Raw genomic sequence first — 17,502 nt, 5'->3', positions numbered from 1 at the left:
TATCTTTCCGTGGCGTTACATCCTACCGATAACTTAAAGAACCAGGATTCGTGTTATGACGGCGAAAACAGCAACCAAAATTACCCTGTGGGAGTTTTTCCAGCAGTTAGGGAAAACCTTCATGTTACCCGTGGCGTTGCTCTCCTTTTGCGGGATCATGCTGGGGATCGGCAGCTCTCTGAGCAGCCATGATGTCCTGACGCTCCTGCCGTGGCTGGACGTGCCGCTGCTGCAGGCCGTATTCATCTGGATGGGCAAAGTCGGCTCCTTCGCCTTCAGCTTTCTGCCGGTGATGTTCTGTATCGCCATTCCACTGGGTCTGGCGCGAGAAAACAAAGGCGTCGCCGCGTTTGCCGGTTTTGTCGGCTATGCCGTGATGAATCTGGCGGTTAACTTCTGGCTGACGGCCAAAGGCATTCTGCCGACCACCGATGCCGCCGTCCTCAAAGCGAACAACATCCAGAATATTATCGGCATTCAATCGATCGACACCGGGATCCTCGGCGCGGTGATCGCCGGGATCATCGTCTGGATGCTGCATGAGCGTTTTCACAATATCCGCCTGCCCGACGCGCTGGCCTTTTTTGGCGGCACCCGCTTTGTACCGATTATCACCACCGTGGTTCTCGGCCTGGTCGGTCTGGTCATTCCGCTGATCTGGCCCGTCTTCGCCATGGGGATTAATGCCCTCGGCCACGTCATCAATAGCGCGGGAGATTTCGGACCGATGATTTTCGGTACCGGAGAGCGCCTGCTGCTGCCTTTCGGCCTGCACCATATTCTGGTGGCGCTGATCCGCTTTACCGAGGCGGGTGGAACCATGGACGTTTGCGGCCATAGCGTCAGCGGCGCGCTGACGATTTTCCAGGCCCAGCTCAGTTGCCCAACCACCCACGGCTTCTCCGAAAGCGCGACCCGTTTCCTCTCGCAAGGCAAAATGCCGGCCTTCCTCGGCGGCCTGCCGGGAGCGGCGCTGGCGATGTACCACTGCGCTCGCCCGGAAAACCGCCATAAAATTAAGGGGCTGCTGATTTCCGGCGTTATCGCCTGCGTGGTAGGCGGTACGACCGAGCCGCTGGAATTTTTATTCCTGTTCGTCGCCCCGGTGCTGTACGTTATCCACGCGCTCCTCACCGGACTGGGCTTTACCATGATGGCCATTCTGGGCGTGACTATCGGCAACACCGACGGCAACGTTATCGACTTTGTGGTGTTCGGCATTCTGCACGGTCTGTCAACCAAGTGGTATCTGGTACCGGTAGTCGCGGCCATCTGGTTTGCGGTTTACTACGGTATCTTCCGTTTCGCTATCACCCGCTTTAACCTGAAAACCCCGGGACGCGATATTGAAACCAATAGTGCTTTCGAAAAGGCCGTCACCGGCGTGACCGGAAAATCAGGCTATAACGTTCCGGCGATTCTGGCGGCGCTCGGCGGCGCGGAAAATATCGTTTCGCTCGATAACTGCATTACCCGCCTGCGTCTGTCGGTTAACGATATGAGCAAAGTCGACAGCGCCGCGCTGAAAGCGAATCGCGCCATCGGCGTGGTGCAGCTTAACCAGCACAACCTGCAGGTGGTGATTGGCCCGCAGGTGCAGTCGGTGAAAGATGAAATGGCTGTCCTGATGAATACCGTCGAGGCATAGGCTCCGCCCCCTCCGTGCAGGAGGGGGACATGATGAAGGAAGTGCAGATGTTTGATTTTTCAACGCCGGTCGACCGTCACGGCACCTGGTGCACCCAGTGGGATTACGTCGCCGACCGTTTTGGCGCGGCCGACCTGCTGCCCTTTACGATCTCCGACATGGATTTCGCCACCGCCCCCTGCATTATCGATGCCGTCAGCAAACGCCTGGCCCACGGCGTTTTTGGCTACAGCCGCTGGAAAAACGATGAATTCCTCGGCGCGGTGAGCCACTGGTTCGCCAGCCGTTTTCATAGTCCAATCGACCGCGAAGCAATTGTTTACGGGCCGTCGGTTATCTATATGGTGGCGGAGATGATTCGTCAGTGGTCGGCAGCGGGTGACGGTATTGTGGTACACACTCCGGCCTACGATGCCTTTTATAAAACCATTGAAGGCAACCAGCGGCGCGTCGCGGCGGTTCCGCTCTCCCTCGACAACCATCAGTGGCGCTGCAATATGGCGCAGCTGGAACGGGTACTGGCTCAGCCGCGTAATACCGTGCTGCTGCTGTGCAGTCCGCATAACCCCACCGGCAAGGTATGGACCCGCGAAGAGCTGGAAACCATGGCGCGGCTGTGCGAGAAGCACGGCGTAAAGGTAATTAGCGACGAGATCCACATGGACATGGTGTGGGACGAACATCAGCACACCCCGTGGTGCGAGGTGGCTCGCAGCCCCTGGGCGCTGTTCACCTCCGGATCGAAAAGTTTCAACATTCCGGCGTTTACTGGCGCATACGGGCTGATTGACGATCCCGCGGCGCGCGAAAGCTATCTGCACGCGCTTAAGGCCCGCGATGGCCTCTCTTCCCCTTCCGTACCGGCGCTGGTGGCGCATATCGCCGCCTATCGCGAGGGCGCCGCCTGGCTGGATGCCCTGCGCGGCTATCTGCAGGAGAATATGCGCTACATCGCGCGCGAACTGAATCAGGCGTTTCCCGAGCTAAACTGGCAGCCGCCGCAGGCGACTTACCTGGCGTGGATTGACCTGCGCCCGCTGGCGGTGGACGATCGCGCCCTGCAAAAAGCACTTATTGAGGAACAGAAGGTCGCCATTATGCCAGGGGACACCTACGGCGATGAGGGTAAGGGTTTTGTCCGTCTGAATGCCGGCTGCCCACGTGAAAAGCTGGAAAAAGGCGTGCAGGGATTAATTGCCGCCCTGGGCTCGCTGCGCTAACTGTTTTCGCTGGCCACCAACGCGGTAGCGGCCTGTCCGCTACCGCTGACTCTCCGCTCACTCATCCGTCCCCCCCGCACAATAAAACGATATTTTGACGAGACTCAAAAAACGCTATTTCACAAAGGTGTATTTAAATGCCGTTTTTAATTCCCGTCAAAATATTCACCAGGAGGAAAAAATATGAACACCTACGATCGTAACCGTAACGCTATCGCTACCGGCAGCATGGTTATGGTGGCCGACAGCGGCGCGACGGGCGTCATCAAAGCCATCCACGCCGAGGGTAAAACGGCGGAGCAGCTCCGCCGGGCGGACTGCGTGGAAATAGACGGACATCAGGGGTTATATTGCCCGCTAAACCTTATTCGCCTGGGCTTTAATTAATCGCAATATCCGTCATCAATATCTGACCGCGGATCCGCAGGCGTAAAAGGCCACCCAGGCGTGGCCTTTGATATTCTCTTTATCGTTCAATTTGATCCCATCGAGCGTTTTACATTAATAAGCAGCGTATTATCGCCCCTCTTCTACCCGCTACGGGTAATATACCTTCTGAGTTCAGAGGCATCTTCATGACATGGCAACAGTTCAAACAGGCGTGGCTGATTAAATTCTGGTCGCCCGTCCCCGCCGTTATCGCCGCGGGTATTCTCTCAACCTACTACTTCGGCATTACCGGCACCTTCTGGGCCGTCACCGGCGAATTCACCCGCTGGGGTGGGCAATTGCTGCAGCTCGTCGGCGTGCACAGCGAAGAGTGGGGCTACTATAAACTCATTCATCTCGAGGGCACCCCGCTCACCCGTATCGACGGCATGATGATCATCGGCATGTTCGGCGGCTGTTTCGCCGCCGCGCTGTGGGCAAATAACGTCAAGCTGCGCTTCCCCCGCAGCCGGATCCGCATTCTGCAGGCCGTCGCCGGGGGAATCATCGCCGGTTTCGGCGCCCGTCTGGCGATGGGCTGCAATCTGGCCGCATTTTTTACCGGTATCCCACAGTTTTCCCTGCACGCCTGGTTCTTTGCCATCGCTACCGCTATCGGAACCTGGTTCGGCGCGCGCTTTACCTTACTGCCCATCTTCCGTATTCCGGTAAAAATGCAGAAAGTGTCCCAGGCCTCGCCGCTGACGCAAAAACCTGACCAGGCGCGGCGCCGGTTCCGTCTCGGCATGGCGGTCTTTTTCGCCATGATCGCCTGGGGCCTGCTCACCGCGGCCGATCGGCCGAAGCTCGGCCTGGCGCTGCTGTTTGGCGTCGGATTTGGCCTGCTCATCGAACGGGCGCAGATCTGCTTCACCTCCGCCTTTCGCGATATGTGGATCACCGGGCGTACCAATATGGCGAAGGCGATTATTTTCGGCATGGCCGCCAGCGCTATTGGGATCTTCAGCTACGTGCAGCTGGGTATGGAGCCGAAAATCATGTGGGCGGGGCCCAACGCGGTTATCGGCGGCCTGCTGTTTGGCTTTGGCATCGTCCTGGCGGGCGGCTGCGAAACCGGCTGGATGTACCGCGCGGTGGAAGGTCAGGTGCACTACTGGTGGGTCGGGCTGGGCAACGTTATCGGTTCAACGATCCTCGCCTACTACTGGGACGGGCTCTCTCCGGCGCTGGCCACAAGCTGGGATAAAATCAACCTGCTGGCGACCTTCGGGCCATTTGGCGGCCTGCTGGTGACCTATCTCCTGCTGCTGATCGCGCTGATTCTGGTGATTGGCTGGGAAAAACGGTTTTTCCGCCGCCAGTCTCTCGCCCCCTCGACCGTTAAGGAAACCGCATGAAAACTCTGGTCCCCGATTATCGCCTCGATATGGTTGGCGAACCCTGCCCCTATCCGGCCATCGCCACGCTGGAAGCCATGCCTTCGCTGAAGAAAGGCGAGATTCTGGAAGTGGTCAGCGACTGTCCGCAGTCGATTAACAACATCCCGCTGGATGCCAAAAACCACGGCTATACCGTGCTCGACATTCAGCAGGATGGGCCAACCATCCGCTATTTGATTCAAAAATAGCCAGAAAAAAGCCGGTAGTGGGCTACCGGCTGTCTTCCGCATCACATGCGCTAGCCCGCGCGTCACGGGCCTGAAAACGTCAACGATTACCAGCCCTTAACCGCATCGCCTTTGTAAAGCTGCTCTGCTGCCGCGGCCACCTCATCGCTCTGGTAGGCCTTCACCAGGTTTTTCACCTTTTCGCTGTCTTTATTTTCGATACGACTGGCGAAGATATTCACGTAAGGGGAATCTTTGCTTTCCACAAACAGGCCGTTGCGCGACGGCGACAGCCCGACCTGGCTTGAGAAGGTGGTATTGATAATCGCCATGGTTATCTGCTGGTCGTCCAGCGCGCGGGTGAGCTGCGGCGCTTCAATTTCGACGATTTTTAGCTTTTTCGGGTTGTTAATAATATCCAGCGAGGTGGGCAGCAGACCCACGCCGTCCTTCAGCGTAATCAGCCCCTGCTTTTGTAGCAGCAGCAGAGAGCGGCCGAGGTTAGTTGGATCGTTGGGGACCGCCACCTGCGCGCCATCGGGCAGCTGAGCAACCGACGTGATTTTCTTCGAATAGGCCGCTATCGGATAAACGAACGTGGTGCCAACCTGAACCAGCTTATAGCCGCGCTCCTGGATCTGTTTGTCCAGATAGGGCTTATGCTGGAAAGCGTTAGCATCAAGATCGCCGTTGTTCAGCGCCTCGTTGGGCAGGACGAAATCATTAAACGTCACCACCTCAACGTCGAGATTGTACTTCTCTTTCGCCACTTTTTGCGCCACCGCCCAGACTTCCTGGTCAACGCCTGCGCTTATGCCCACTTTGATGTGGTTAGGGTCCTGCTCGCCAGGTTTGCAGGCGGCCAGCAGCAGCGAGCCTGCGACAACCAGCGGTACCGCGACTTTTTTTAACGTGAAGATCATATTCCCAGAGTCCTTTTTAAAATTGCCTGCCATTCATTGCAGGAAAACCAGCGCCTGAGACTATAGAAAATCTCGGGCGCGAAATTAAATACTGATTGTCTATGATTAATAGCGTTTTGCTATGAGCGATTTCGTCATTGCTCCCTTTAAGAGGGCAATCTTCCCTTCCCTCACCGTTTTTCCTTGTATTGTTCGGTAATTTTCTCCGCTTTTAACCATTTATCGTTCTGATGTACAATGACGCGCACTTTAACTAAAAAAAGAGTGCGACCATGATTGATTTAACTTTGCCACTAACCGACATCCATCGCCACCTTGATGGTAATATCCGGGCCCAAACCATTCTCGATCTTGGCCGCCAGTACAACCTCGCCCTTCCGGCAGACACCCTCGACACCTTACGTCCTCATGTACAGGTCACCAGCAATGAGCCTGATCTGGTCAGCTTCCTCGCTAAGCTGGACTGGGGCGTAAAGGTGCTGGCCTCGCTGGAAGCCTGCCGCCGCGTCGCTTATGAAAACCTCGAAGATGCCGCTCGCAACGGCCTGCACTACGTTGAACTGCGTTTCTCTCCGCGCTATATGGCGATGACCCACCAGCTGCCGGTCGCGGGCGTAGTCGAAGCGGTGATCGCCGGCGTTAAAGAAGGCAGCCGCGACTTTAACGTTGAGGCCCGCCTGATCGGCATTCTGAGCCGCACCTTTGGCGAAGCGGCCTGCGAAGAGGAGCTTGCGGCCCTGCTCGCCCATCGCGATGGCATCACCGCCCTCGACCTCGCCGGGGATGAGCTCGGCTTCCCGGGAAATCTGTTTATGGATCACTTCAGCCGCGCGCGCGATGCGGGCTGGCGCATCACCGTACATGCGGGCGAAGCCGCTGGCCCGGAAAGCATCTGGCAGGCGATTCGCGAACTGGGCGCCGAGCGTATCGGCCACGGCGTGAAGGCGGTGCAGGATCCGGCGCTGATGGATTATCTCGTCGCGCAGCGAATCGGGATTGAGTCCTGCCTGACCTCTAATATTCAGACCAGCACCGTGCCATCCCTGGCCGAGCATCCGCTGAAAACATTCCTTGAACACGGCGTGCTGGCCTGCATCAATACCGACGACCCTGCCGTTCAGGGCGTCGATATTATCCACGAATACACCGTCGCCGCCCCGGCTGCCGGTTTAAGCCGCGAGGAAATTCGCCAGGCGCAGAGAAACGGTCTGGAGCTCGCCTTTTTAAGCGCCCAGGAAAAAGCGGCGCTGATCCAGCGCGTGCAGCAGGCTTGATGTTTCTCCCCCGTGCCAGCACGGGGGGAAGCTCAATCAGCGCCTGGTCAGCGCGTTTCGTCAGGTCGGCCTAATTCAGGCACAGCGTCGCCCGATGCCTGGCCGACTCCAGCCCAAGCTCAATCAGCTCCATAATCTGAATCGCCTGGCTTGCCGGAACCGGGTTAACGCCGATGCCGTTAAGCGCATCGCGAATGGCGGCGTAATAGGCCGGATAGTTGCCCGGTAGCGTCAGCCACGACTCCTCGGTGATTTCCTCGCCTTCGGCACGCGTCAGCAGCCCGTCGCGCATATCGTACCCCCAATCCTCCTGCGGCAGGCGCTCGCCGCTTTTCAGCCGTTCTTCCTGCGGATCAAGGCCGTATTTCACATAGCTTCCCCGCGAACCGTGGATGATAAAGCGCGCCGTTTCCGCCGCGGCCACCAGGGTTCCGTGCAGCACCACGCGACGCTGCGGCCAGGCCAACACCGCATGAAAATAGTCTGTGGACTGGGAGCCAGGCCGTAGCTGAGCCAGGTCGACCTGCATACTCACCGGCAGACCGAAGAGATTTACCACCTGGTCCAGCAGATGCGGGGCAAGATCGTACCAGATGCCGCTGCCCGGCCCACCTTGCTCGCGCCAGCGTTGCCGTACCTGCGGTCGATAGCGGTCGAAATGCGACTCAAAATAGCCGACTTCCCCTAACAGGCCTTCGTTAATCAGCGACTTCACCGTCAGAAAATCGCTGTCCCAGCGGCGGTTATGGAACACGGACAGCAGTCGCCCCTCGCTTTTGGCAATGGCCTCAAGCTCGCGAGCCTGTGACAGTGTCACGGTAAACGGTTTATCCACCACTACATGCTTGCCCGCTTCCAGCGCAGCTTTCGCCAGCGGGAAATGGGTATCATTGGGCGTGGGGATCACCACCAGATCGATATCGGGGTCGCTAAAGAGCGCCTGCGGCGCGGTCACCACCTTCACCGCAGGCCAGTCGGCCAGCACTTTCGTTTCATCGCTGCTCGAGACCGCCGCCAGCGTCATCCCCGGCGTACCGCTGACCAGCGGCGCATGAAAGGTTTTGCTCGCATAGCCGTACCCGATTAAACCTACCCGGATAGGGTCACTCATTTTTCTGCCCCCTTAACGAAATATCGCAGCCGCACTACACCGCGATTCTGAACGCATCTTTGACGCGTTTGCCCCTGCACCGGTTGCTCAGCTTTACGCCATTTGCGCAGCTAAGATCATGTAACACTTGCGTTACTTCAGTCGTTGAGTACCATTTCAGTCTGGTTTCACCATTTGCCGTAGAGTTATGGAAAACGTTTTTAACCGTATTGTAGAACTTATTGGCTGGATTGTTTTGGGCGTTTCGGCCCTGCTTTTAGTTATCGCTCATCATATTGATAACTACCAGTCCCCGCCTGCCGTTGATGCTGTTCAGACGAAGCCGCTGTCGAAATAAACAGTGACCCGCTTCGCAACTATGCAACCGATTTCTGAAACCGGTTGCATAGTTGCACACGCCTTTATTACACTCTCTTTATCAATCGATAAGGAGTTTCTTCATGTCCAAATTCCCGCAACACTTTTTATGGGGCGCCGCGACCGCGGCCTGGCAGGTTGAAGGCGGTCACGATGCCGACGGCAAAGGCCCTTCTATCTGGGATACTTATTCCCACCTTCCGGGCACCACCTATCAGGGGACGACCGGTGACGTCGCCGTTGACCACTACCATCGTTTTCGCGAAGACGTAGCGCTGATTGCGGAAATGGGTTTACAAAGCTATCGCTTTTCTATTTCCTGGCCCCGCCTGCTGCCTGGCGGCCGCGGTGAAGTGAACGAGGCTGGCGTCCAATTCTACAGCGACCTGATTGACGAACTGCTGGCGCATAACATTGAACCGATGATTACCCTGTACCACTGGGATCTTCCCCAGGCGCTACAGGATGAAGGCGGCTGGGAGGCGCGCAGTACCGCGGAAGCCTTCGCTGAGTACGCTCGCCTGTGCTATCAACGTTTTGGCTCCCGGGTCAAACTGTGGGCAACCTTTAACGAGACTATCGTCTTTATCGGCCACGGTTACATTAACGGCCTCCATCCTCCTGCGGTGCGCGATCCGGCGCGCGCCATTCAGGCCTGCCACCACGTCTTTATCGCCCATGCGCTGGCCGTGAAAGCGTTTCGTGAAATGGGCGTGGCGGGGGAGATAGGTTTTGTCAACGTGCTGCAGCCGCACACCGCATTAACCGACAGTGAGGAAGATAAGCGGGCGACAGAGATGGCGGACGCCATCCATACCCACTGGCTCTACGATCCGGTATTAAAAGGCGGCTATCCCGCAGAGCCACTGCAGCAGACCCGGGCGCTGTGGGGGGTTCCGGTCTTTGAACCGGGAGACGACGCGCTGCTGCGTGACAACCGCTGTGACTTTATCGGCCTGAACTACTATCGCCGTGAAACCGTGTCGGCGCAGCCTCCTGAAGTACCGACCGGCGGCGAGCCGGGCGTGGATGGGCTCTTCCACTTCGTGCGCAACCCGCAAAGCACCTATACCGAATGGGGCTGGGAAATTTGGCCTCAGGGCTTAACCGACGGGATCATGATGATTAAAGCGCGCTACGGTGATATTCCGATCTACATCACCGAAAACGGCCTGGGGGCAATAGACCCGATTATCAATGGCGAAATCGTCGATGACCCGCGGATTGACTATCTCAGTAGCCATATTACCGCGCTGGAAAAAGCGCTGGAACAGGGCGCCGACGTGCGCGGCTACTACCCCTGGTCCTTTATTGATCTTTTGAGCTGGCTGAACGGTTACAAAAAACAATACGGATTCGTTTATGTCGATCACCAGCAAAATCTGGCGCGTAAACGGAAAAAGAGTTTTTTCTGGTACCAAAACGTTATTGCCAGCCGAGGCGAACAGCGTTAATCTTCTCTCCCAGGCGCCTTCCGGCGCCTGATTCAGTTCTGGAATACTCTTAAATTTCTTTTTACCAGGCCGGAAACATCATCTGTTCTTGTCACCGGTATTTACAACCGAAATAATTGCATACAGTTTATCTTAGAAAGGAACTGCCGGTTGAGAACAGGTTTACTCAGTATGGGTATATTCAACTTAATTTATTCCGATTATAAAATGGATACGCAAATGACCGTTCAGGACTACTTATTAAAATTTCGTAAAATCAGTTCGCTGGAAAGTCTGGAAAAACTTTTTGATCACCTTAACTATTCCCTGACCGATAACGAAGAGATCGTCAACATGTATCGCGCGGCCGACCATCGCCGGGCGGAGCTGGTTTCTGGCGGCAAATTGTTCAACATCGGCGAAGTGCCCAAGTCCGTCTGGCGCTACGTGCAATAAAGACTGTCATCATTCACGCCAGTTGCTTATACTTCCGCCCTGCTTTTATTTATAACTGGCGTTGAATTCTGGAGTAATAATGTCTTCTGACTCTGTGGAACGTATTGGCGGATGGCTTCTGGCACCGCTGGCATGGCTCCTGGTAGCCCTGCTTAGCGCCTCATTGTCGCTGCTGTTTTTTGCTGATGCCCTGATGTCTTCCCAGACTTACGCATTGCTGAGCGCGATGAGCATCGAACATCTCGCCCTGTGGATCGCCTCCTTAGCCTTTGCGATCGCCATGTGGTACTACACGCTGTGGTTGACCATCGCCTTCTTTAAACGGCGGAAAGGGGTACCGAAGCACTACATTATCTGGCTGCTGATCACGCTTCTGCTGGCGGTAAAAGCCTTTGCCTTTTCCCCGATTTCCGACGCGCTCGCGCTGCGCCAGCTGCTATTCCCTCTCCTCGCCGCAGCGCTGCTTGCGCCCTATTTCAGGCGCTCTCAACGGGTTAAGCGGACCTTTGTGAATCCGTAATAACCACACAGTTAACCTGTTGTCGCCGGTATCGATTTATTCGATAATAGACGGCTTTTTCTATTTCAGGTCAAATGATGGCTGATTATTTACTGCTCTTTGTTGGCACTGTCCTGGTTAACAACTTCGTGCTGGTGAAGTTTCTTGGACTGTGCCCGTTTATGGGGGTTTCCAAAAAGCTGGAAGCCGCTATGGGGATGGGGCTCGCCACCACGTTTGTGATGACGCTGGCCTCTATTTGCGCCTGGTTAATTGATACCTGGATCCTTATCCCGCTGGATCTGGTCTATTTACGTACGCTGGCCTTTATCCTGGTCATCGCCGTGGTGGTGCAGTTTACCGAAATGGTCGTGCGTAAAACCAGCCCGGCGCTGTATCGCCTGCTGGGCATCTTCCTGCCGCTGATCACCACCAACTGCGCGGTGCTCGGCGTGGCGCTGCTCAACATTAACCTTGGGCATAATTTCCTGCAATCGGCGCTGTACGGTTTTGCCGCCGCGGTCGGTTTTTCGCTGGTTATGGTGCTTTTCGCCTCCATTCGCGAGCGGCTGGTGGTAGCGGATGTTCCCGCGCCGTTTCGCGGTAACGCGATTGCGCTGGTCACCGCAGGTTTAATGTCCCTTGCTTTTATGGGCTTTAGTGGTTTGGTGAAGTTGTAATGAACGCTGTCTGGATAGCCGTGGTCGCCATTAGCCTGCTGGGGCTAATTTTCGGCTTAATTCTGGGGTACGCCTCCCGCCGCTTTGCGGTGGAAGATGACCCGGTGGTGGAAAAAATTGATGCCCTGCTTCCGCAGAGCCAGTGCGGCCAGTGCGGCTACCCTGGCTGCCGTCCCTACGCTGAAGCGGTGGGGACCCAGGGCGAGAAAATCAACTGCTGCGCCCCCGGCGGCGAAGCGGTGATGCTGAAAATCGCCGAGCTATTGAACGTCGATCCGCAGCCGACAGACGGCGATGCGCAGGAAGCCGAACCGGTGCGAATGCTGGCGGTGATCGACGAGGCGAACTGCATCGGCTGCACAAAATGCATTCAGGCCTGTCCCGTCGATGCCATCGTCGGCGCCACGCGCGCCATGCATACGGTGATGAGCGATCTCTGTACCGGCTGTAATCTTTGCGTCGCGCCTTGTCCGACGCAATGTATTGAACTGCGCCCGGTGGCGCCGACGACAGAAACCTGGAAATGGGATCTTCAGACCATCCCGGTACGCATTATTCCCGTGGAACAACATGTTTAAGTTATTTTCCGCTTTTCGCAAAGATAAAGTCTGGGACTTCAACGGCGGCATCCATCCGCCAGAAATGAAAACCCAGTCCAACGGTACCCCGCTGCGTCAGGTTTCACTGCCGCAGCGTTTTGTCATTCCGCTAAAACAGCATATTGGCGCGGAAGGTGAACTCTGCGTTCAGCCGGGCGATCGCGTCCTGCGCGGCCAGCCGTTAACGCGCGGCTGGGGCAGAATGCTGCCGGTGCACGCCCCGACGTCCGGTACGGTGGCGGCCATTGCTCCCCACTCTACCGCCCACCCTTCCGCGCTGGCGGAAATGAGCGTCATTATTGATGCCGATGGCGAAGACCGCTGGATTGAACGCGATGGCTGGAACGATTACCAGAATAAATCCCGCGAAGCGCTGATTGAGCGTATTCACCAGTTTGGCGTGGCCGGACTGGGCGGCGCGGGTTTCCCGACCGGCGCCAAGCTGCACGGCGGCGGCGACAAAATCGACACACTCATTATCAACGCCGCCGAGTGCGAACCCTATATTACCGCCGACGACCGTCTGATGCAGGATTGCGCGGCGCAGATCGTCGAGGGTATTCGCATCCTTGCCCATATTCTGCAGCCAGCTCAGGTACTGATCGGCATCGAGGATAATAAACCGCAGGCGATTTCGATGCTGCGCGCGGTATTAGCCGACACGCACGGTATTTCCCTGCGCGTGATCCCCACGAAATATCCCTCCGGCGGCGCGAAACAGCTGACGCAGATCCTTACCGGCAAGCAGGTGCCTCACGGCGGACGCTCCTCTGACATCGGCGTGCTGATGCAGAACGTCGGCACCGCCTATGCGGTGAAACGCGCGGTAATCGACGGCGAGCCGCTGACCGAGCGCGTCGTCACCCTGACCGGGGAAGCGATCTCGCGTCCGGGCAACGTCTGGGCGCGCCTCGGCACTCCGGTCAGCCATCTGCTCAACGATGCCGGTTTCTGTCCGAGCGGCGATCCTATGGTAATTATGGGCGGGCCGCTGATGGGCTTCACCCTGCCGTGGCTCGACGTGCCGGTCGTGAAAATCACCAACTGCCTGCTGGCGCCGTCGGCGAGCGAAATGGGCGAGCCGGAAGAGGAAAAAGGCTGCATCCGCTGCAGCGCCTGCGCGGACGCCTGCCCGGCCGATCTTCTGCCGCAGCAGCTTTATTGGTTCAGCAAAGGCCAGCAGCACGACAAAGCCACCAGCCATAACCTGGCGGATTGCATTGAGTGCGGCGCCTGCGCCTGGGTCTGCCCAAGCAATATCCCGCTGGTGCAGTACTTCCGCCAGGAAAAAGCGGAGATTTACGCGCTTGCTCAGGAAGAGAAACGCGCGGCGGAGGCGAAATTACGCTTTGAGGCCCGTCAGGCGCGTCTTGAGCGCGATAAAGCCGCGCGTCTGGAACGGCATAAGCAGGCCGCGGTCCAGCCCGCGGCGAAAGATCAGGACGCGATTAACGCCGCCCTTGCCCGGGTACGGGAAAAGCAGCGTGACGCGGCGCAGCCAATTATCGTGCTCTCCGGCGCCAAACCGGATAACAGCGAAGCCATTGCCGCCCGCGAAGCCCGCAAGGCCGAGGCCCGGGCACGCAAAGCGCAGCAACAGGCACAAAGCAACGTCGCCGGGCCGTCATCCGACGCCGCCGTTGACCCGCGCAAGGCCGCCGTCGAGGCCGCCATCGCCCGAGCCAAAGCGCGCAAAGTCGAACAGCAGGCGGTTCCTGCGGAAGACGCCGCAGTAGAGCAGCCTGCCGCTGTTGACCCGCGCAAAGCCGCCGTCGAGGCCGCCATCGCCCGGGCCAAAGCGCGTAAAGCCCAACAGCAGGCCGCTCCGGCGGAAGACGCCGCAGCAGAGCAGCCCGCCGCCGTTGACCCGCGCAAAGCCGCCGTTGAGGCCGCCATCGCCCGCGCCAAAGCGCGCAAAGTCGAACAGCAGGCGGTTCCTGCGGAAGACGCCGCAGCGGAGCAGCCCGCCGCCGTTGATCCGCGCAAGGCCGCCGTCGAGGCCGCCATCGCCCGGGCTAAAGCGCGTAAAGCAGAACAACAGCAACAAGCAGTTCCCCCGTCGGCAGCCAATGATGACGCCCGCAAAGCGGCAGTCGCTGAAGCAATCGCCCGCGTTCAGGCCCGGAAAGCATCCCGGCAGGCAGTTAACGAGGATTAAATGGTTTTCAGAATCGCAAGTTCCCCTTATACCCACAATCAGCGCCAGACTTCGCGGATTATGCTGCTGGTGCTGCTCGCCGCCGTGCCCGGCATCGCGGTTCAGACCTGGTTTTTCGGCTGGGGTACCGTGCTGCAAATTATCCTTGCCGCCATCACGGCGTGGGGAGCCGAAGCGGCCATCCTTAAACTGCGCAAACAAAATATTCCCGCGATCCTCGCCGATAACTCCGCGCTGCTGACCGGCCTGCTGCTGGCCATCAGTATTCCGCCTTTTGCTCCCTGGTGGATGGTGGTGCTGGGGACCGCGTTCGCGGTGATCATCGCTAAACAGCTCTACGGTGGTCTGGGTCATAATCCTTTTAACCCGGCGATGATCGGCTATGTCGTACTGCTCATCTCCTTCCCGGTCCAGATGACTTCGTGGCTCCCGCCGCATGAGATAGCCGCCAATGTTCCCGGATTTAGCGACGCGCTGCGGATGATTTTCACTGGCCATACGGCGAGCGGTGGAGACATGAACAGCCTGCGAATGGGCATTGACGGTATCAGCCAGGCCACGCCGCTGGATACCTTCAAAACCTCGCTTCATGCCGGTCACGCGGTTGAAGAGATTCTCCAGTATCCTGTCTACGGCGGCGCGCTCGCCGGCCTCGGCTGGCAGTGGGTTAACGTGGCGTATCTGGCGGGTGGTCTGTGCCTGTTATGGCAGAAAGCTATTCGCTGGCATATTCCGGTCAGTTTTCTGCTGAGCCTTGCCGTTTGCGCTACCCTCGGATGGCTGTTCTCCCCGGAAAGCCTCGCCTCGCCGCAGATTCATCTGCTGTCCGGCGCCACCATGCTGGGCGCGTTCTTTATTCTGACGGATCCGGTAACCGCCTCCACCACCAATCGCGGACGCCTGATCTTCGGCGCGCTGGCGGGGTTACTGGTATGGCTAATTCGCAGCTTTGGCGGCTATCCGGATGGCGTGGCCTTTGCCGTTCTGCTGGCCAATATTACCGTTCCCTTGATCGATTACTATACGCGCCCGCGCGCGTACGGCCACCGCTGAGGACCCGAACATGTTACAAAGCATGCGTAAACACGGCATCACGCTGGCCCTCTTTGCGGCGGGGTCTACCGGGCTGACGGCCGCGATTAACGAGCTGACCAAAAGCACCATTGAAGACCAGGCTGCCCAGCAGCAAAAAGCCTTATTTGACCAGGTTATGCCGGCTAATCTTTATAACAACGACTTGCTGAAAAGCTGTTATCAAGTTACCGCCCCGGCGCTGGGAAAAGGCCAGCACAAGGTTTGGATCGCTCAGGATGGCGAAAAACCGGTGGCTGCGGTGATGGAAGCCACCGCACCGGACGGCTATTCCGGGGCCATTCAGCTGCTGGTGGCCGCCGATTTTAAAGGTACCGTGCTGGGTACCCGCGTCACCGAACATCATGAGACGCCGGGGCTGGGCGATAAAATCGAACTCAGAATTTCCGACTGGATCACCCTCTTTGCCGGTAAAGTGATTCATGGACAAAACGACAGCCACTGGGCCGTAAAAAAAGACGGCGGCGACTTCGACCAGTTTACCGGGGCCACTATTACCCCGCGCGCGGTGGTCAATGCCGTCAAGCGCGCCGGCCTGTACGCACAAACGCTGCCCGCGCAGATTTCCGCATTCACTCCCTGTGGAGACTAAATCATGAGCGAAGTAAAAGACGTTATTGTTCAGGGGTTGTGGAAAAACAACTCCGCGCTGGTTCAGCTGCTGGGGATGTGTCCCCTACTCGCCGTGACCTCGACCGCCACCAACGCCCTTGGCCTTGGGCTGGCGACGACGCTGGTGCTCACCCTGACGAACCTGACCATTTCCAGCCTGCGCCGCTGGACGCCGGCGGAAATTCGTATTCCGATTTACGTCATGATCATCGCTTCGGTGGTGAGCGTCGTGCAGATGCTGATCAACGCCTACGCGTTCGGCCTCTATCAGTCTCTGGGGATCTTTATCCCGCTGATTGTCACCAACTGTATCGTGGTTGGGCGCGCTGAGGCCTTTGCCGCGAAAAAAGGCCCGGCGCTGTCGGCGCTGGATGGTTTTTCCATCGGCATGGGGGCCACCTGTGCGATGTTTGTGCTCGGATCAATGCGGGAAATTCTCGGCAACGGTACCCTGTTTGACGGTGCCGATAGCCTGCTCGGCAGCTGGGCTAAAGTTCTGCGCATTGAAGTATTTCATACCGATACGCCGTTTCTGCTGGCGATGCTGCCGCCGGGGGCATTTATTGGCCTCGGCATGATGTTGGCGGTAAAATACCTTATCGATGAACGTAGCAAACAGCGCAAAGCTAAAGCGGTACAAGCCGATGTCGTTGCGCCGTCTGATGTGACGGGAAAAGCCTGGAATGAATAAGAGTAAACGCCTGGAGATCCTCACCAGGCTCAGGGATAACAACCCGCACCCCACTACGGAGCTGAATTTTCACTCGCCGTTTGAATTATTGATTGCCGTCCTGCTCTCGGCGCAGGCCACCGACGTCAGCGTCAACAAAGCGACGGCAAAACTCTACCCGGTCGCCAACACGCCGGCGGCCATGCTGGCACTGGGCGTTGAGGGCGTGAAGTCGTATATCAAGACTATTGGCCTGTTTAACAGCAAAGCAGAAAACGTCATCAAGACCTGTCGTATCCTGCTTGAGCAGCACAATGGTGAAGTGCCGGAAGATCGGGCGGCCCTTGAGGCGCTTCCCGGCGTCGGCCGTAAAACCGCGAACGTGGTACTCAACACCGCCTTCGGCTGGCCGACAATCGCCGTCGATACGCATATCTTCCGCGTTTGCAATCGGACACAATTCGCGCCCGGTAAGAACGTTGAACAGGTCGAAGAAAAGCTGTTAAAGGTGGTTCCAGCGGAATTTAAAGTCGACTGCCATCACTGGTTAATCCTGCACGGTCGTTATACCTGTATTGCCCGCAAACCGCGCTGCGGCTCCTGCCTGATAGAAGACCTTTGCGAGTACAAAGAGAAGGTCGATCTCTGAACACGCATCGCGTCATTATCCATCAGGGTGATGACGCTGCTTTTCCCCCGCCTTCATCGACATTCACGCCATCATTTTCGCGCTGTTGCGGGTGATTATGCGGTTATATAATCATCGGCCAGCTT

At 57.5% G+C, this 17,502-nt stretch carries 19 protein-coding genes; 17 read left to right on the top strand and 2 right to left on the bottom strand.

Annotation, left to right across the window (positions count from 1 at the left end):
• The first annotated feature begins 55 nt into the window (after positions 1–55).
• From malX to yedF, 5 genes are all read left to right on the top strand, one after another.
• The gene (gene malX / locus F8562_RS11665; RefSeq protein WP_004119586.1) at positions 56–1,648 is read left to right on the top strand and encodes a maltose/glucose-specific PTS transporter subunit IIBC; all 1,593 of its coding nucleotides are present in this window, start codon (positions 56–58) and stop codon (positions 1,646–1,648) included.
• A gap of 47 nt (positions 1,649–1,695) precedes the next feature.
• On the top strand, positions 1,696–2,868 hold the full coding sequence (locus tag F8562_RS11660) for a MalY/PatB family protein (RefSeq protein WP_042934359.1): 1,173 nt from the start codon (positions 1,696–1,698) through the stop codon (positions 2,866–2,868).
• A gap of 183 nt (positions 2,869–3,051) precedes the next feature.
• Positions 3,052–3,255 carry a putative selenium delivery protein YdfZ gene (ydfZ, locus tag F8562_RS11655; RefSeq protein ID WP_004851411.1) on the top strand — a complete coding sequence of 68 codons (204 nt, stop codon included), beginning with the start codon at positions 3,052–3,054 and terminating at the stop codon, positions 3,253–3,255.
• A 188-nt stretch (positions 3,256–3,443) separates the two neighbouring features.
• A complete protein-coding gene (gene yedE / locus F8562_RS11650) occupies positions 3,444–4,655 on the top strand; it encodes a selenium metabolism membrane protein YedE/FdhT (RefSeq protein ID WP_014838656.1) in 1,212 nt (403 codons plus the stop codon).
• Entirely contained in the window at positions 4,652–4,885 is a 234-nt protein-coding gene (yedF, locus tag F8562_RS11645; RefSeq protein ID WP_004102619.1) for a sulfurtransferase-like selenium metabolism protein YedF, read from the top strand. The genes yedE and yedF overlap by 4 nt, the downstream gene beginning before the upstream one ends.
• A gap of 86 nt (positions 4,886–4,971) precedes the next feature.
• Here yedF and metQ read toward each other — a convergent pair whose 3' ends face one another.
• Positions 4,972–5,787: a methionine ABC transporter substrate-binding lipoprotein MetQ gene (gene metQ / locus F8562_RS11640; protein ID WP_004851417.1), complete on the bottom strand. Its 816-nt coding sequence runs from the start codon at positions 5,785–5,787 to the stop codon at positions 4,972–4,974.
• Between the two features lie 272 nt (positions 5,788–6,059).
• Between metQ and add the strand changes: the two genes are divergently transcribed.
• A complete protein-coding gene (gene add / locus F8562_RS11635; protein WP_014838657.1) occupies positions 6,060–7,061 on the top strand; it encodes an adenosine deaminase in 1,002 nt (333 codons plus the stop codon).
• A gap of 70 nt (positions 7,062–7,131) precedes the next feature.
• On the opposite strand, the gene F8562_RS11630 is transcribed toward add, so the two are convergent.
• Positions 7,132–8,172, bottom strand: coding sequence for an oxidoreductase (locus F8562_RS11630; protein WP_014838658.1), 1,041 nt, complete (start codon positions 8,170–8,172; stop codon positions 7,132–7,134).
• A gap of 187 nt (positions 8,173–8,359) precedes the next feature.
• Here F8562_RS11630 and blr point away from each other — a divergent pair, with 187 nt between their 5' ends.
• From blr to nth, 11 genes are all read left to right on the top strand, one after another.
• The gene (gene blr, locus F8562_RS11625; protein ID WP_014229585.1) at positions 8,360–8,509 is read left to right on the top strand and encodes a division septum protein Blr; all 150 of its coding nucleotides are present in this window, start codon (positions 8,360–8,362) and stop codon (positions 8,507–8,509) included.
• A 103-nt stretch (positions 8,510–8,612) separates the two neighbouring features.
• Complete coding sequence (locus tag F8562_RS11620) at positions 8,613–9,983, top strand: GH1 family beta-glucosidase (protein WP_094909304.1); 1,371 nt, start codon at positions 8,613–8,615, stop codon at positions 9,981–9,983.
• Between the two features lie 219 nt (positions 9,984–10,202).
• Positions 10,203–10,418 (top strand): transcription modulator YdgT, encoded by a 216-nt coding sequence (gene ydgT / locus F8562_RS11615; protein WP_004134363.1) that lies wholly within the window; start codon positions 10,203–10,205, stop codon positions 10,416–10,418.
• Between the two features lie 79 nt (positions 10,419–10,497).
• Positions 10,498–10,938 (top strand): DUF2569 domain-containing protein, encoded by a 441-nt coding sequence (locus F8562_RS11610; protein WP_014229587.1) that lies wholly within the window; start codon positions 10,498–10,500, stop codon positions 10,936–10,938.
• Between the two features lie 77 nt (positions 10,939–11,015).
• On the top strand, positions 11,016–11,597 hold the full coding sequence (gene rsxA / locus F8562_RS11605; RefSeq protein WP_004102633.1) for an electron transport complex subunit RsxA: 582 nt from the start codon (positions 11,016–11,018) through the stop codon (positions 11,595–11,597).
• The gene (gene rsxB, locus F8562_RS11600; RefSeq protein WP_014229588.1) at positions 11,597–12,175 is read left to right on the top strand and encodes an electron transport complex subunit RsxB; all 579 of its coding nucleotides are present in this window, start codon (positions 11,597–11,599) and stop codon (positions 12,173–12,175) included. Before rsxA ends, rsxB begins: the two co-directional genes overlap by 1 nt.
• On the top strand, positions 12,168–14,354 hold the full coding sequence (gene rsxC / locus F8562_RS11595) for an electron transport complex subunit RsxC (RefSeq protein WP_089046368.1): 2,187 nt from the start codon (positions 12,168–12,170) through the stop codon (positions 14,352–14,354). The genes rsxB and rsxC overlap by 8 nt, the downstream gene beginning before the upstream one ends.
• A complete protein-coding gene (gene rsxD / locus F8562_RS11590) occupies positions 14,355–15,407 on the top strand; it encodes an electron transport complex subunit RsxD (protein ID WP_014838663.1) in 1,053 nt (350 codons plus the stop codon). It abuts the gene before it with no gap.
• Between the two features lie 10 nt (positions 15,408–15,417).
• A complete protein-coding gene (gene rsxG, locus F8562_RS11585; protein ID WP_004851434.1) occupies positions 15,418–16,038 on the top strand; it encodes an electron transport complex subunit RsxG in 621 nt (206 codons plus the stop codon).
• Positions 16,039–16,041: 3 nt separating this feature from the next.
• The gene (locus F8562_RS11580) at positions 16,042–16,749 is read left to right on the top strand and encodes an electron transport complex subunit E (protein ID WP_004851436.1); all 708 of its coding nucleotides are present in this window, start codon (positions 16,042–16,044) and stop codon (positions 16,747–16,749) included.
• Positions 16,742–17,377: an endonuclease III gene (gene nth / locus F8562_RS11575; protein ID WP_004851438.1), complete on the top strand. Its 636-nt coding sequence runs from the start codon at positions 16,742–16,744 to the stop codon at positions 17,375–17,377. The genes F8562_RS11580 and nth overlap by 8 nt, the downstream gene beginning before the upstream one ends.
• Positions 17,378–17,502 lie beyond the last annotated feature (125 nt).

The sequence above is a fragment of the Klebsiella sp. RCJ4 genome, assembly GCF_009025755.1.
Lineage (GTDB): Bacteria > Pseudomonadota > Gammaproteobacteria > Enterobacterales > Enterobacteriaceae > Klebsiella > Klebsiella michiganensis.
Note: the sequence above shows the minus strand (reverse complement) of the source record. Positions and strands in the feature narration are given on the sequence as shown.

Bases quoted from the DNA above. Each gene is read 5' to 3' on its own strand.
- malX (WP_004119586.1), top strand. From the start codon at position 56: ATGACGGCGAAAACAGCAACCAAAATTACCCTGTGGGAGTTTTTCCAG.
- F8562_RS11660 (WP_042934359.1), top strand. From the start codon at position 1,696: ATGTTTGATTTTTCAACGCCGGTCGACCGTCACGGCACCTGGTGCACC.
- ydfZ (WP_004851411.1), top strand. From the start codon at position 3,052: ATGAACACCTACGATCGTAACCGTAACGCTATCGCTACCGGCAGCATG.
- yedE (WP_014838656.1), top strand. From the start codon at position 3,444: ATGACATGGCAACAGTTCAAACAGGCGTGGCTGATTAAATTCTGGTCG.
- yedF (WP_004102619.1), top strand. From the start codon at position 4,652: ATGAAAACTCTGGTCCCCGATTATCGCCTCGATATGGTTGGCGAACCC.
- metQ (WP_004851417.1), bottom strand. From the start codon at position 5,787: ATGATCTTCACGTTAAAAAAAGTCGCGGTACCGCTGGTTGTCGCAGGC.
- add (WP_014838657.1), top strand. From the start codon at position 6,060: ATGATTGATTTAACTTTGCCACTAACCGACATCCATCGCCACCTTGAT.
- F8562_RS11630 (WP_014838658.1), bottom strand. From the start codon at position 8,172: ATGAGTGACCCTATCCGGGTAGGTTTAATCGGGTACGGCTATGCGAGC.
- blr (WP_014229585.1), top strand. From the start codon at position 8,360: ATGGAAAACGTTTTTAACCGTATTGTAGAACTTATTGGCTGGATTGTT.
- F8562_RS11620 (WP_094909304.1), top strand. From the start codon at position 8,613: ATGTCCAAATTCCCGCAACACTTTTTATGGGGCGCCGCGACCGCGGCC.
- ydgT (WP_004134363.1), top strand. From the start codon at position 10,203: ATGACCGTTCAGGACTACTTATTAAAATTTCGTAAAATCAGTTCGCTG.
- F8562_RS11610 (WP_014229587.1), top strand. From the start codon at position 10,498: ATGTCTTCTGACTCTGTGGAACGTATTGGCGGATGGCTTCTGGCACCG.
- rsxA (WP_004102633.1), top strand. From the start codon at position 11,016: ATGGCTGATTATTTACTGCTCTTTGTTGGCACTGTCCTGGTTAACAAC.
- rsxB (WP_014229588.1), top strand. From the start codon at position 11,597: ATGAACGCTGTCTGGATAGCCGTGGTCGCCATTAGCCTGCTGGGGCTA.
- rsxC (WP_089046368.1), top strand. From the start codon at position 12,168: ATGTTTAAGTTATTTTCCGCTTTTCGCAAAGATAAAGTCTGGGACTTC.
- rsxD (WP_014838663.1), top strand. From the start codon at position 14,355: ATGGTTTTCAGAATCGCAAGTTCCCCTTATACCCACAATCAGCGCCAG.
- rsxG (WP_004851434.1), top strand. From the start codon at position 15,418: ATGTTACAAAGCATGCGTAAACACGGCATCACGCTGGCCCTCTTTGCG.
- F8562_RS11580 (WP_004851436.1), top strand. From the start codon at position 16,042: ATGAGCGAAGTAAAAGACGTTATTGTTCAGGGGTTGTGGAAAAACAAC.
- nth (WP_004851438.1), top strand. From the start codon at position 16,742: ATGAATAAGAGTAAACGCCTGGAGATCCTCACCAGGCTCAGGGATAAC.